Source organism: Pseudoalteromonas sp. CO348, from assembly GCF_004208845.1.
Lineage (GTDB): Bacteria > Pseudomonadota > Gammaproteobacteria > Enterobacterales > Alteromonadaceae > Pseudoalteromonas > Pseudoalteromonas maricaloris.
This window is the reverse complement of sequence record NZ_SGPI01000011.1, coordinates 196,010-208,930: the sequence shown is the minus strand read 5'-3', so window position 1 is coordinate 208,930 and position 12,921 is coordinate 196,010. Positions and strand designations below refer to the sequence as shown.

Genomic DNA, 12,921 nt, shown 5'->3' with positions numbered 1-12,921 from the left:
TGTTGGCGGAGTGGACGGGACTCGAACCCGCGACCCCCGGCGTGACAGGCCGGTATTCTAACCAACTGAACTACCACTCCAGCGAGTAAACAAGCTGTCATAAAGCTTGAATATAGTTATGCGATACATTGGCGGAGTGGACGGGACTCGAACCCGCGACCCCCGGCGTGACAGGCCGGTATTCTAACCAACTGAACTACCACTCCACTGAGTATTCGCATTTTTTGCTTCGAAGTGTTGGCGGAGTGGACGGGACTCGAACCCGCGACCCCCGGCGTGACAGGCCGGTATTCTAACCAACTGAACTACCACTCCATAAGAAGCAAATGCACGTTTGTAATAAGTATTGGCGGAGTGGACGGGACTCGAACCCGCGACCCCCGGCGTGACAGGCCGGTATTCTAACCAACTGAACTACCACTCCAGCGCGACTTATTGATACTACGAAGAAATTTGGCGGAGTGGACGGGACTCGAACCCGCGACCCCCGGCGTGACAGGCCGGTATTCTAACCAACTGAACTACCACTCCGCGTCATATTCTTGCAGTGCTTGCTGTAAGGAGTGCTCCCTGACAGCGGCGTGAATAATACGAATGACCCCCTCATGAGTCAACCGTTTTTTGAAAAAAAACCGTGTTTTTTAGTTATCTTTCATTGAAAGGTTCAAAATATCACCTGATTTATCATTTTTTGAACCATTCCCTGCTGCGTTATTTTCAGATGGTCCTAAATCATCAAGATCAATGACTTCTTCGGTTTTCTTAAATGGATTCTTTGGCATTGGTACTTTTAGTCTAATTGGCTTTTTTTGCACCAGAATACGAATGGCTAACCAACCGAACAATAATACAACTAAGTTACCGGCAACAATAATACTGACTAATAGCGCTGTACTTATAGTCGGCTCTGGTTCTGGCTCAGGTTGTTTCACAGCTGGTAACGCAGCGGCTTCCAATTCAGGCACTTTTTCAATGGGTCTTTCAATTTCAAAATTGTAATTTGGCAGTGTTGCCATAAACTCACGGCCATTGATATTTTCACCAAATGCGGAGATTTCTACACTATAACGCCCCCAATCATAATTCTTGATTGGCAGCTGACGATAAAGCCGCTCTTCTGCATCTAAGGTAAACATCTGCTCTTCACCATTAGGGTAGAAAATTTTGCCCTGTAGCAATATGGTCTCAGGTTTCACAACCGTGTCGTCTATCGTAATAGTAAGGCCATGTTCAAGCTCGTTTTCACCCGCTAGCATCAATTCAAAGTTGAATGGCGGCTCAGCGATAACAATAGGTGATTTGATCACTCTTCTTTTTAGAATGGGCGTTTCAATGAAGAATTCAGGCTGCCACTCTCCCGCTGGAAAGTTTAATTTAAACTCACCAGTAAAAATTCCATCCAAGGGTCTTTCATCAAACTCTCGACCATCATCTTTAAAGTCGGTCACGCTTTGCGTACCTGCACCAAAGTTGGCATATTCATCGTTATTGGTACTAGAGAACTCCACATACAAAGTCACAACATCCCGGAAGTAACCCACACCTATCTGTTTGCCATCATTAGTCACGCGCCCTGTTACTTTCAGCACTTCACCACGGAATAATAGTGGGGGCAAAGCTTCAACTTCGAGTTCAATGTCACCAAGCACCATTATGCGGCTGTTTTTTTGGATCTGTCCGATGACTTGCCAAGGGCCTGGCGTTGGGTTCTTTAGAATGATCAAGTCATAACTGACTTCGTCATACCATTGCAGTGCATCATTATCCAGTGAACTGGTCGCATAATATTTACTACCATCAGGCTTCACCAGTACCACGGCGGGAGCGCCAGGAGCGCGAAAAAACAGTAAAGTGATCTCTTCAATATTATAATCAATGCGAAAACGGTTATCTAAAAGAGGGATTTCATTTACCTTACCGTCCCGCTGCAACATCGTTATCTGTGGTGTTTGAGCGCCAACAACCGTACTTACTAGCAGTACAAACCCCAAGAACAGCTGTTTTAGATTCATGCATTAACCCTACATTGCGTTGATGGCCTGAGTGATCTTTTTTGGGATAAAGCCCCTAGTTAAGCGTCTACTCCACCCCAACGATACCGATTATATTCATTATTGTTGCCACAGACTTTGTCCACAAGCTTTGTTTACAAGCTCTAAACGTTCTGTATGTGCTTGTTCTTCATCGGCAGAAGCACGTAAAACTTTAAGTGCAGGGCGATTGCTGTCTAAACGAATAATGCCACCGGCTGAGTTAGCCTGTTCACCTTTATTTTGATTCGCCAAATTCAGCTTTTTTTGGCCTCCCGTCATCGACAGGTAAACATCAGCAAGGATCTCAGAATCCAGTAAAGCGCCGTGCAGCGTACGCTTTGAGTTATCGATATCGTAGCGACGGCAAAGCGCATCTAGACTGTTCTTCTGGCCCGGATGAAGATCCCTTGCCATCACCAAAGTATCTAGCACTTGGCAATAGTCATGGGTCGCCGGAAAGCCTTGGTTTAACTTAGCAAACTCATGGTCCATAAAGCCGACGTCGAACGGCGCGTTATGAATGACGAGCTCAGCCCCTTTAATATAGTCAAAAAACTCTTGCGCAATTTGATGGAAAAAAGGTTTATCACGTAAAAATTCGTTGGTGATACCGTGAACATCAATGGCTTCTTCTTCAATATCGCGCTGAGGGTTAATATATACGTGGAAGTTATTCCCCGTTAGTCTGCGATTGACTAGCTCAACACAACCAATTTCAATGATCCTGTGCCCTGCTTTAGGATCAATACCTGTGGTTTCTGTATCCAGTACTATTTGCCGTGTGTGCATATCGTTGCTCGCTTAACTTTGCTATTATTTTGCCCTATTCGCACATTTTACATAAAAATAGGCAATTCAGTGCAAAAAACCGTAGAGATTTATACCGATGGCTCGTGTTTAGGCAATCCAGGTCCAGGTGGTTATGGTGTTTACCTTTCCTATCAAGGACATGAAAAAGAAATGAGTGCAGGGTATAAACTCACAACCAATAATAGAATGGAAATGCTTGCGGCTATTGTTGCACTCGAAACATTAAAGCGTCCCTGCGATATTATTCTGTATACCGACAGCCAATATGTTAAGCAAGGCATTGAGTCTTGGCTTGAAAATTGGAAAAAGCGCAATTGGAAAACCGCAGCCAAACAACCAGTAAAAAATGTCGATTTATGGCAAAGACTGGACGCTGCCACCAGCCGACATACGATCCAATGGCGCTGGGTAAAAGGCCACGCTGGAAATAAATACAATGAGCTTGTTGATGACTTAGCGCGTGAAGCGGCTTCAGGTTCAAACCTACTTGTAGATGAAGGCTACGAAGCCGGTATTTAATACGCCTCTAAAAGCAATGTTCCTGTACCTACTCCATCAATGGTTACCTCAAGTCACAAAGCTAATCTTTATCTTGACAGGTTTGCCTGAGTCCAGCCCCTTTCACAGCGGGTGTCCACTTAGGCTTTACATGCCACTTGGGTTTGATTGGAGTGAGCGGCATCACCCGCTTTCTTGCCACCAACATATACACGCTTCCCATCGGCTTTAAGTAATGACGACAAAAGCGGCGCCATGGCGCAAAACGAGAAAGCCTCGAGCCTCGCGCTAAAGACGCATAGATAAAGCGCTCGTCACCAACAATCTCAAACCCGAGTAAATCTAGCCAATCCTTCACCCGCGATGGAGTAAAGAAGCGCCCTGACCAAGGTAGTTTTTCTTTACTAAAGGGAAGCATTTGGGCCACACCACATAAACTAAAGGGATTGAAACCGGAGATCACAATATAACCACCGGGAATAAGTGTGCGATGGGCTTCGCGTAGAATATGATGCGGATCAGAATGATACTCTAAACACTGGCTTAAAATACAAGCATCGACTGAGTTTTCGTAAAAAGGTAGCTCGTCAATTTCAGCAAATACCCCGACATGTTTACCTTGTGGGGCAACACAAACTTGATGCTTAATCGGGCTGGCAGAGGTATTCATTTGACCGCTCAAACAGCCGAGTTTTAGCATGTGATAACCAAACATTCTTGGTAGCCATTCATCCAGTCGTTTTTGGATCCCCACTTTTAAATATTCACCGTGAGGAAAGTCTTGCCACTCATCGGGTTTGGGTCCTTGTAAAAAACTTAACGCTGGTTTCATTTACTAAGCTCGTTATACTGGTGTTATTAATCACTTTATAGAGCATTGCGTTATGGTGCAAGTCGATGCAATCAAAGCATTTGATGACAATTATATCTGGGTGATAAAAGACCCTCTAAGTTCAAACTGTTGGGTAATTGACCCCGGTGACGAACAACCTGTTTTAGATTACCTCGCCAAATTTGATTTAACACTCCAAGGCATATTAGTCACCCATCACCATTGGGATCATACTGATGGCATTGCCCCGCTTTTATTACACTTTCCTAGCTTAACAGTCTACGGGCCTAAAAATGGTAAATATAAAGGCATTACTCATGGCCTTAGTGAACACGATAAGATCACACTTTTTGATACCACGCTGAACATTATCGCCACCCCAGGACACACGTTAGACCATATCTGTTATGTAAATGATGAGCTGGCTTTTACGGGGGATACATTATTCAATGCAGGTTGTGGCAGGCTTTTTGAGGGAACACCAAGTCAAATGTGGCGCTCCTTTGAAAAGCTACTCACCCTACCTGACACATGTAAAGTGTATTGCACACACGAGTACACGCTCGCGAATCTTGCTTTTGCTGAGGCCGTTGAGCCCACTAACCAAGCACTAACCCAGTATCACCAACAAGCAAAGTCATTACGTGCCAATAACGAGCGCACAGTACCTACAACTATTGAACAACAAAAAGCAATCAATCCATTTTTGCGTGCCGCAAATGAAGCCATTCTCACCCAAGTACCAACGCAATTTATCGCGCCAGAAAATACACCAGAAGCTCGCTTTAGTGCACTGAGAAAATGGAAGGATAACTTCTAAAATATTCAATAGTGACCTAATGTAACGCCAAAATGACGCTTTTTTGGCGCACTTACATGGAAAGTATTGAATAAATTATCCATTTTCTTTGCAATACCGCCAAAGATAAGCATTTCTAACGATTTTTAGGAAGTCGAAATAAAATAATAAAGAAGCTTTAAATGCTGATACAAACTCGGTAATATTGCCGAGTTTTTGTCCGAACCCCCAAGCAAAAGAACGCATTTATGAAAAAGCTCGCCTTTATTATTGCATCAACAGCAATATTAAGTGGTTGTGAAATCACACAAGAAACCCCATTGGAAACTGCAACTGAACAAGTGAAGCAGGCCAACTTAGATCACGCGAGCCCTTATGATATCTCTCAAACACTCAGTACCTCATGGCAAGACGAAGATAAAGATGCTGTGCCTGTATTTGACGACGTATGGGAGCGGATCCGTTATCAGTTATCTATCGAAGTACCACAAAATAGACCGGTTGTCGCCGAACGTAATTACTATCAACGTCACCAAGCCTATTTAGACCGTATCGCAAAACGTGCAGAGCCTTACCTCTACTACATTGTTGAAGAAGTAGAAAAGCGCAATATGCCGGTAGAAATCGCGTTGTTACCTATTGTAGAAAGCGCATTCGATCCATTTGGCTATTCTCACCGCACCGCTTCCGGTATTTGGCAATTTATGCCACAAACCGGTGAACGCTTTAACCTTAAACAAAATTGGTGGTATGACGGTCGTCGCGATATTATCGCGTCAACGCAAGCGGCGCTTGATTATCTCACCTATCTCCATAAAACACTGGAAGGCGATTGGTTAAACGCAATTGCAGCTTACAACTCAGGTGAAGGCCGATTGCTCAATGCAATCCGAAAAAATCGTAAAAAGCATTTGCCTACCGATTTTTGGTCTCTCGATTTACCTCGCGAAACCACAGCGTATGTGCCTAAATTACTTGCCTTATCCGACCTCTTAAAACGCTCAGATGAGTTTAAGGTCGCGTGGCAACCCATAATCAATGCCCAAGTTGTTGATACCGTTGAGGTAGGATCACAAATTGATTTAGCACTTGCCGCTGAAATGGCTGATATATCTTTAACTGAACTCTATCGCCTAAATCCAGGGTTTAATCGTTGGGCCACCGATCCAGATGGTCCACACCAGTTATTATTACCCATGGAAAAGGTTGACGCTTTTCAAGAGAAATTAGCTAAAACTGAAGTAAAAGATCGACTGCGTTGGCAATATTATACGGTGCAAAAAGGAGATAGCCTGTCGGTCGTTGCGACTAAGTTTAATACTAGTATCGGCGCCATTCGCTCACTCAATAGCATCAATGGCAATATGATCCGTGTTGGCCAAAAGTTATTGGTGCCACTCAGTGATGGCGAATTGCAAAGTGAGCATTTACCGCCAGAAGTGCGCCTTGCCGCCAACAAGGTAACCAAGAAAAAGCTCAGCCACACGGTAAAGTCAGGCGATACATTGTGGGATATCAGCCGCGAATATGATGTGACGGTTAAGCAATTAGCTAGCTGGAATAAGTTAAAAACCAATGCGGTTTTACGCCTTGGACAAAAGCTTACCGTCTTTAAAGATGAAAAAGCAGCGACTCAAACCGTCCTCGTCAACACCGAGCGCACAATCACTTATAAAGTGCGTAAAGGCGACTCACTAGCACGTATCGCCACTAAATTTAACGTTAGCGTGAATGAAATCGTCAAATGGAACAACTTGACTGGACAGAAGTACCTGCAGCCAGGTCAGAAATTAAAACTGAAAGTTCAGACGAAACGTGTTTAGCGCTAAGGTATAGAGTTAAAAAATAAAAATCCAATATCAGTGATGATATTGGATTTTTACATATTAAAGCAGCTCTTTTGACTCACTTTTCCTTAAAAATTACGACAGTACTATCGTTTAAATACACAGTGTTGCAACGTCGCTTACAGCTGATTTAAACCAAAAAATTTGGTTAGACTTCGGTACTAATTAAAGGAAATTTCATAAAGAACTGATATCGTTAATACATTATTGGCGTACCACCAATCCTCCTGCAAATTCTCGATGCGTTATCCGCGTCTCGATAATCAGTAAAAGAGTCAGCCCATAACAACTCACCATTTTTGTAACATTCAAGGTAAATTTCTTCGAATGCGGTAGCATTAGACGACATCGCGGTGGCAAAAATAGCAGATACAGCAAATAGAATCGGTTTAATCATTATTTTTTCCTTTTCATTATTTTGAACTTTATAATTTCGGTTATTTTTCATACAACCAAGACTAATGTCACACAACGTAACCAGAATGTAAATATTTATGTTTTTTTGGTCACTATGATTATGCTGATGAGTTTGCTATTTAAGCAGGCAACGCGACCTATTAAGCCGCGTAAATTGAAAGGTAATGCTGAACAGAAGATAAAACCTAAAGGTTTTTTGCCAATGCTTGAAGCCAAGGCTCAGCAGGCTCCCAAGGCTCAAAATATTCACATGCATCGATGTCTAAGCGCGGCTGTGCTCGAGTGGCGTTCAACTCTTCAATCAGGGCATCAATTTGCTTTCCAGCACCACAATAAGTATCGCCATAACTAGAATCCCCCAATGCGATGACCGCTACTTTCTTGCCCGTTAGCATCGGAAATTCGCTTTGCATTTGCAAAAATAAAGGCAACAAGTTATCGGGAATATCACCAGATCCGGTAGTGGAAGAAATAAATAAAATGTTTTCAGCTTGCGTTACATCAGCGATGGAAGCAGGTTCAATAACACTTGCCTCATGACCCGATTTATTCAAAAACTCAGCACTGTCGTTTGCCAAGTTTTCAGCATTGCCGTACATACTTCCCACAAAAATCGAAACTTTTGCCATTATTTATAATCCTTCTCGTTGTCTGACCAGCCGAGCTGAGCGAAGACAGCCAATGCTTCTTCCCCCAAATCCGCGGTAATTGAAATCGTCGTGTTGTTATAAGGATGTACAAATTCCAATTTAGTTGCAAATAACATCAACCGACGTAAGCCAAAATGATCGACAAAAAAGTGGTTGTGTTTATTATCACCATGATTGACATCACCTATAATCGGATGTGCTAAATAGTTGAGGTGACGCCTAATTTGGTGTTTTCTACCCGTTTTAGGGAAGCACTCCACCAACGAGTAGCGGATACTTGGATACTTACCAAAAGGAATTGGCAAGCTACCCTGCAATAAACAATTTATCTGTGTTTGCGCTTCCTGCGGAGCTTTATCCTGACAGGCAAACTTATCAGCGATTTTATCAAGTTCTTCTTTGAGTGGTCTGTCGACGAATCTAGATTCAGGAGCAAACCCGCGAACAAGCGCTAAATAGCGTTTTTGAATATTACCGCTAATAAAGACTTCATTCATGTCTCGCGCGGCCTCAGAGCTTAGCGCAAACAGCAGCACGCCCGATGTTGGTCTATCTAAACGGTGAACGGGGAAAACATGTTGACCAAGTTGATCACGCAGCATTTGCATCGCAAATTGTGTTTCTCGCTTATCCAAAAACGAGCGATGAACCAATAACCCTGACGGCTTATTTATCGCAACATAATGCGCATCTTGATATAAGATCTCAAGCATTACGCGCTCTTTGCAATTGTATTATCAAGGTTTTTTAAGCACTGATGCACCGCATTAAAATAAAGATGTTCACTCAGCACCATTTCAGCCATTGGCGCAATCGCCATATTTTCCGGTAATGCTTCACCACTTTCTACCATTGTTCGCATTTTGTCCAAGAATACAAATTGCAACCACTGCGCGAAGGTCATCGTATCGCAGCAAAATGGCTCCGTAGAGGTAAGTGCCTTAGCCGAAATTGGCTCGTCTTGCCAAAGACCCGTTGCTTTTAAACAAGTCTCTAGTTCATCTAACTGAATCAATAATTCCGAATTCATCGGTTCTGTCTCTTTCTCAATTTTTTACATTATAGCAATTTGCATTATTTAGGAGCTAGCCAATTCTCTCAAGTACACCTTTTTCATAGGCTTATCAGCGCACCTAAAAGTAGCTATAATTGCCGCTATTGAAAATATAAGTAACATATAGAGCATTCATGACAGCGCAAATTTCAACTTTAGGTGAATTACTAACAAACGCCGGTACGCAGTGGCGAGTCTATGATCTGGGTCGACGTATCACAAAAATAGATAAGAAGCAGTTTGCGCAAATCGAGAATACTCAAGTCCCTTATCCGTATCCGCTTGGTGGTCATGCCATCATGGCAATTCAATTTTGGGATAATGAGGCGACAGTTGATCCTTATGTTTGGTTTTTAAAATTTCCACTGGATGAGCAAAGCAAGCTCATTATCGCCAGCCGTGATCACTTTGCCTCCATGGTACTCGAAGCATTAGGTACACAACTCACGGGTGAAGCTACTCAAGGGAAACTTGATAACAACCCTTATGTCTTCACGCCAAATGCGAACAAACTCGCTGCATTCAATGCGCTATTAAAGCGTGAGCTTAATCGTCCGGCTTCTCAATATTACGAGCACGCCGAACTCTACTTTTCGGGCAAGCTTGGGTTCGAGCGCTGGCAAGAAATAGCACTACAAGGTATTGCTGACTTTGCCCTACGTCTAGACCACGGTCATAACGCGAGCAACCTACAACAGGCCTGGTCTGTTTTGCCAGCAGAAGTTAAGACACCATTAGCCGCAATGCTTGAACACGTTACCATCTCAACATCTCAAACCGAAGACTTTGTAGCCGCTTTAACCCATGCATGCCAACAGCAAGATAAGGACGCCGTCGTCACTAATTTACGTGCAATGTCGGGAAGTCACGCGCTTGGTCTCATCGCACATGCCGTAGACGCCATTTTAGCATCTGAGTTGGGATCAGATGCAGATTGCTTACTCACTATTGCAGGGCGTGCTTGGGAGACACTAACCGACCAGCAAAGGCTCTTTACCTATATGGAAAAAGCCGCTGAGAATAATCAAATCGATGGACTTTTCAGCAGTATTTTCGCAGACTTAGTTGCAATACCTATGTTACGCCCACATGTTTTAGGGATTATTAGAGCAGAAAATCGCAGTGAAACTCTGTCTCGTGCAATTGGAAGGTTATTTTCTTAAATGACAACGCTTTGGCTTTTTATCATCGTTTCATCTGTTATCGCGCTATTTTGGTATAGCCGCCAGATCGCAGAAGCGGCAAATAGGCATGCACAGCATCAAGCCGAAAGTTTGCAAGTGCAACTGTTAAGTGTCGCCTGTATTAAGCGCCGTTTTGGGGTATTAAAAGACGGTAAACTTGGAATAAAAAGCCAATTTATGTTTGAGTTTAGTTCAGATGGCGAGTCAGCCTATCAAGGTAAGCTTTACTTAGAAAATGAACGATTAGTCAAAAAAGAATTGCCCGCCTATAAAATCGCAAGTTAATTCGGTAAGTGCGAAAGTAGGCACTTAAATTCATATGAATACAAGTGCCTACTCTGAATTTATAGTACGACTATTTTAAACATATCCTTTGACGCTTGGTCCGTAGTCGTTTTCACCAACCTCACTATCCATAGTGGTAAAATATATCATCACTAATAAACCGACAATAGGCACAAAGCTCACTAGCAGCCACCAGCCCGAGCGCCCAGTATCGTGAAGACGACGAATAGATACGGCAACCGTCGGTACTAAAACCGTCAAATAATAGATACCTGTCAAAAACAGGGTTCCAAAAAGCCCGTCGACAATCCCAATTGCAAAGCCTATCAACGCATTTATCAAGATAAACATCCAATATTCTTTGCGTCTTGAACGTCCACTAAAATCGGAATATCTTTTTAATACTGTTAGATACCATTCCATTTCTTTTTCCTTAGCTATTGCGCCAACATCGTGCACTAAAAAATAAGACTAAAATGAGAGTGGAATAATCTAGCAATGAGATCGAAAGGTAATAATGAAACTGCAAGCGGAAAGTTTTGAAAACTTCAACTAAGTTAATAGGAAAATAAATATCAAATTTACAAACGCCACAAAAAACTAAGGCGCTAGCCTATCTGCTGCGCCTCAATCCTGACGATTATCCCAAGAGGTATCCAATCCCTCTGCTTTACAACCCAAAAGCAATCCGCCAATTCTTCTTCCCCTGAACGGGTATGTACTCCGACTTACCCGGCTCTCATCCTTGTGTCATCCATTAGCACTTCCAGTGCATCTCCATTTTAGCCCCCTTGGCCTCCACTTCGCTTCCCGCACTCCTACGCCATCTTGGCTCCGCTTCACATATTCCCTATGTGCTCCCTATACATTGTTACGTCCAGTGTAACCCATCCACTTCGCAACCATCCAGATTGCGCTCCTTCATCCTAGAGCCTTGCTCATCCCTATTTACTCTTCCTTGCTCCACTACGCTTCCCGCGCTCCTTGACACTCCATGTGTCTCCTTATCCCTAGTGAAGCTCCGCTTCACACTCGCTTCCTCGAGTTCCAGATCTTCCTTGCCCTATGCAATATATCCTTCTCTTGTTGTCAAATTCCTTATCCTTTGACGCTGAGCTCCTGCTCTTGTGTTTCCTTACATGATTAAGTTTACGGGGATCGAACATTTTTGTTAGATAGCTAGGAACAATCTTTTTGCTGTCATTTAAAAGAAAAGTAGAACAATTCATTTAAAAACAAAAAGATAAGCAAAAATAACACTACAAATTCGGTACTACAAAGCGCCTTAACCCACATTCTCGTAGGAGATATCTCACAGGGTAATTTCCATTGTTGCTATTTGCTCTTAAATAACAATGTGCCTTCTACAGAGCTAAACGCCATTTTTTGTAAAACTTGATAACCGTGACCCGCAAAAAACTGCGCGTGTTCTGGCTTAGTAATAAATACTGCCATCCCTTTCGTTTCTTCACTTTGTGCAATTAAATCATCCAGCGCGGTGAGTAAATAGTGACCATAGCCAAGCCCTTGAACATGTGGGTCAACGGCAATTAGGGATAAAAAGTGGCACGGCTCCTGCGTTTGCAACGCTTGTCTAATCGACTTTTCTTTATCGATAAGCTGCTGAGTTTGCAAATATCCCGCACTCATCATGAGTCGTAATCGCCAATGCCACTGCCGATTTGCGTCCAATTCATCGCCATTTGCAATAACGCATGCTACCGCGACCAATCTATCTTGATAATATAACCCCACCATAGGCTGACCCGTTTGGCCAAATGCCGACAACTCTTCTCGTATTAAGGCTCTGAGTTTTTTTTCAAAAACTGCTTCTTGTTTTGCCTCCAATACCTGTTTGAGTAGCGGATCATCGTGGTAAGCCTGATACAACACACTCGCGGCTACATTGATATCTTCTGGATTTAAATATCTAACTATTAATTCATGTTGAGAAGTTTCTACTGACATCACGGTTCCTTATTGTTATTGTCCCAAGCTTCTGATAATCATGCCGAAATACTACTTAATATCAAAACCTCAGAATTTTTTCTGTGTACTTTAATAATGTACGACTACTCGCTTGTGATAGATATTGATACAAGTCACAATTTATTCAGTCGTGGACAGGTATATTTATCATCGCATTAGTCATTATGGTTTTTATCGATGATGACTTGCTAAAGGTTTTACAACCACCTTTACTATAGTTAGTGAGTAAAATTCAAGCAAACGAGGGAGAACGAAATGGATACTAGTCGCCACACTATGAGTACTTTATTTGCCCAACTTGGGCTCGACAACAATCCCGAGGCGATTGAAGGGTTTGTCAAACAACACCGCCTTCCTGACGATATGCTGTTAAGCCAAGCACCATTTTGGAATGAAGGACAGCGTCACTTTATTGAAGAATCACTGAAAGAGGACGCCGATTGGAGTGAAATCATTGACGAACTAGATGCGATGTTAAGATAGCTAAAGCAATCGCTCCTTGCGTAACTTGGTGCTATGATCC

Annotated in this window: 15 protein-coding genes and 5 tRNA genes; 6 read left to right on the top strand and 14 right to left on the bottom strand. The window is 42.9% G+C overall.

The genetic code is table 11. The features are described 5' to 3' along the window. Positions 1-3: 3 nt before the first annotated feature. The 7 genes from EXT48_RS04580 to dnaQ form a co-directional block, all read right to left on the bottom strand. Positions 4-80: transfer RNA gene (locus EXT48_RS04580), tRNA-Asp, on the bottom strand. A 49-nt stretch (positions 81-129) separates the two neighbouring features. Continuing rightward, positions 130-206: transfer RNA gene (locus EXT48_RS04575), tRNA-Asp, on the bottom strand. 32 nt (positions 207-238) lie between these two features. Beyond that, positions 239-315 (bottom strand) — tRNA-Asp (locus tag EXT48_RS04570). 32 nt (positions 316-347) lie between these two features. Beyond that, positions 348-424 (bottom strand) — tRNA-Asp (locus tag EXT48_RS04565). 30 nt (positions 425-454) lie between these two features. Beyond that, positions 455-531 (bottom strand) — tRNA-Asp (locus tag EXT48_RS04560). A gap of 110 nt (positions 532-641) precedes the next feature. Beyond that, on the bottom strand, positions 642-2,012 hold the full coding sequence (locus EXT48_RS04555) for a TIGR03503 family protein (RefSeq protein WP_130163711.1): 1,371 nt from the start codon (positions 2,010-2,012) through the stop codon (positions 642-644). Between the two features lie 99 nt (positions 2,013-2,111). Then, positions 2,112-2,822 (bottom strand): DNA polymerase III subunit epsilon, encoded by a 711-nt coding sequence (gene dnaQ, locus EXT48_RS04550; protein WP_017216195.1) that lies wholly within the window; start codon positions 2,820-2,822, stop codon positions 2,112-2,114. A 69-nt stretch (positions 2,823-2,891) separates the two neighbouring features. Here dnaQ and rnhA point away from each other — a divergent pair, with 69 nt between their 5' ends. Beyond that, complete coding sequence (gene rnhA, locus EXT48_RS04545) at positions 2,892-3,362, top strand: ribonuclease HI (RefSeq protein WP_045989215.1); 471 nt, start codon at positions 2,892-2,894, stop codon at positions 3,360-3,362. Positions 3,363-3,423: 61 nt separating this feature from the next. Here the strand turns inward: rnhA and EXT48_RS04540 are convergent, their stop codons facing one another. Further along, entirely contained in the window at positions 3,424-4,173 is a 750-nt protein-coding gene (locus EXT48_RS04540; protein WP_045989216.1) for a methyltransferase domain-containing protein, read from the bottom strand. A 52-nt stretch (positions 4,174-4,225) separates the two neighbouring features. Here EXT48_RS04540 and gloB point away from each other — a divergent pair, with 52 nt between their 5' ends. Together gloB and EXT48_RS04530 are read left to right on the top strand one after the other, a co-directional pair. After that, a complete protein-coding gene (gene gloB, locus EXT48_RS04535; RefSeq protein WP_130125980.1) occupies positions 4,226-4,993 on the top strand; it encodes a hydroxyacylglutathione hydrolase in 768 nt (255 codons plus the stop codon). Between the two features lie 227 nt (positions 4,994-5,220). Then, complete coding sequence (locus tag EXT48_RS04530; RefSeq protein WP_130163710.1) at positions 5,221-6,795, top strand: LysM peptidoglycan-binding domain-containing protein; 1,575 nt, start codon at positions 5,221-5,223, stop codon at positions 6,793-6,795. A gap of 220 nt (positions 6,796-7,015) precedes the next feature. Here EXT48_RS04530 and EXT48_RS04525 read toward each other — a convergent pair whose 3' ends face one another. The 4 genes from EXT48_RS04525 to EXT48_RS04510 all read right to left on the bottom strand — a co-directional run bounded on the left by EXT48_RS04525 (position 7,016) and on the right by EXT48_RS04510 (position 8,916). Further along, entirely contained in the window at positions 7,016-7,216 is a 201-nt protein-coding gene (locus EXT48_RS04525) for a hypothetical protein (protein WP_039496929.1), read from the bottom strand. A 205-nt stretch (positions 7,217-7,421) separates the two neighbouring features. Continuing rightward, on the bottom strand, positions 7,422-7,865 hold the full coding sequence (locus tag EXT48_RS04520; protein ID WP_017216198.1) for a flavodoxin: 444 nt from the start codon (positions 7,863-7,865) through the stop codon (positions 7,422-7,424). Beyond that, complete coding sequence (truC, locus tag EXT48_RS04515; RefSeq protein WP_039496924.1) at positions 7,865-8,599, bottom strand: tRNA pseudouridine(65) synthase TruC; 735 nt, start codon at positions 8,597-8,599, stop codon at positions 7,865-7,867. The genes EXT48_RS04520 and truC overlap by 1 nt, the downstream gene beginning before the upstream one ends. Beyond that, the gene (locus EXT48_RS04510) at positions 8,599-8,916 is read right to left on the bottom strand and encodes a YqcC family protein (RefSeq protein ID WP_039496923.1); all 318 of its coding nucleotides are present in this window, start codon (positions 8,914-8,916) and stop codon (positions 8,599-8,601) included. Before EXT48_RS04510 ends, truC begins: the two co-directional genes overlap by 1 nt. 158 nt (positions 8,917-9,074) lie before the next feature. On the opposite strand from EXT48_RS04510, the gene EXT48_RS04505 reads away from it, so the two are divergent. Together EXT48_RS04505 and EXT48_RS04500 are read left to right on the top strand one after the other, a co-directional pair. Next, positions 9,075-10,103 (top strand): DUF3549 family protein, encoded by a 1,029-nt coding sequence (locus tag EXT48_RS04505; protein WP_130163709.1) that lies wholly within the window; start codon positions 9,075-9,077, stop codon positions 10,101-10,103. Next, on the top strand, positions 10,104-10,409 hold the full coding sequence (locus EXT48_RS04500; protein WP_039496919.1) for a DUF3301 domain-containing protein: 306 nt from the start codon (positions 10,104-10,106) through the stop codon (positions 10,407-10,409). 75 nt (positions 10,410-10,484) lie between these two features. On the opposite strand, the gene EXT48_RS04495 is transcribed toward EXT48_RS04500, so the two are convergent. Continuing rightward, entirely contained in the window at positions 10,485-10,832 is a 348-nt protein-coding gene (locus EXT48_RS04495; protein ID WP_039496917.1) for a DUF805 domain-containing protein, read from the bottom strand. A 912-nt stretch (positions 10,833-11,744) separates the two neighbouring features. Further along, a complete protein-coding gene (locus tag EXT48_RS04490; protein ID WP_130163708.1) occupies positions 11,745-12,377 on the bottom strand; it encodes a GNAT family N-acetyltransferase in 633 nt (210 codons plus the stop codon). A gap of 276 nt (positions 12,378-12,653) precedes the next feature. Between EXT48_RS04490 and EXT48_RS04485 the strand changes: the two genes are divergently transcribed. Continuing rightward, positions 12,654-12,881, top strand: a complete 228-nt coding sequence (locus tag EXT48_RS04485; protein ID WP_130163707.1) for a DUF2789 domain-containing protein — start codon at positions 12,654-12,656, stop codon at positions 12,879-12,881. The last annotated feature ends 40 nt before the right edge of the window (positions 12,882-12,921 follow it).

Bases quoted from the DNA above. Each gene is read 5' to 3' on its own strand.
- EXT48_RS04500 (WP_039496919.1), top strand. From the start codon at position 10,104: ATGACAACGCTTTGGCTTTTTATCATCGTTTCATCTGTTATCGCGCTA.
- EXT48_RS04505 (WP_130163709.1), top strand. From the start codon at position 9,075: ATGACAGCGCAAATTTCAACTTTAGGTGAATTACTAACAAACGCCGGT.
- truC (WP_039496924.1), bottom strand. From the start codon at position 8,599: ATGCTTGAGATCTTATATCAAGATGCGCATTATGTTGCGATAAATAAG.
- EXT48_RS04510 (WP_039496923.1), bottom strand. From the start codon at position 8,916: ATGAATTCGGAATTATTGATTCAGTTAGATGAACTAGAGACTTGTTTA.
- EXT48_RS04555 (WP_130163711.1), bottom strand. From the start codon at position 2,012: ATGAATCTAAAACAGCTGTTCTTGGGGTTTGTACTGCTAGTAAGTACG.
- EXT48_RS04520 (WP_017216198.1), bottom strand. From the start codon at position 7,865: ATGGCAAAAGTTTCGATTTTTGTGGGAAGTATGTACGGCAATGCTGAA.
- EXT48_RS04495 (WP_039496917.1), bottom strand. From the start codon at position 10,832: ATGGAATGGTATCTAACAGTATTAAAAAGATATTCCGATTTTAGTGGA.
- EXT48_RS04540 (WP_045989216.1), bottom strand. From the start codon at position 4,173: ATGAAACCAGCGTTAAGTTTTTTACAAGGACCCAAACCCGATGAGTGG.
- EXT48_RS04530 (WP_130163710.1), top strand. From the start codon at position 5,221: ATGAAAAAGCTCGCCTTTATTATTGCATCAACAGCAATATTAAGTGGT.
- gloB (WP_130125980.1), top strand. From the start codon at position 4,226: ATGGTGCAAGTCGATGCAATCAAAGCATTTGATGACAATTATATCTGG.
- dnaQ (WP_017216195.1), bottom strand. From the start codon at position 2,822: ATGCACACACGGCAAATAGTACTGGATACAGAAACCACAGGTATTGAT.
- EXT48_RS04525 (WP_039496929.1), bottom strand. From the start codon at position 7,216: ATGATTAAACCGATTCTATTTGCTGTATCTGCTATTTTTGCCACCGCG.
- EXT48_RS04490 (WP_130163708.1), bottom strand. From the start codon at position 12,377: ATGTCAGTAGAAACTTCTCAACATGAATTAATAGTTAGATATTTAAAT.
- EXT48_RS04485 (WP_130163707.1), top strand. From the start codon at position 12,654: ATGGATACTAGTCGCCACACTATGAGTACTTTATTTGCCCAACTTGGG.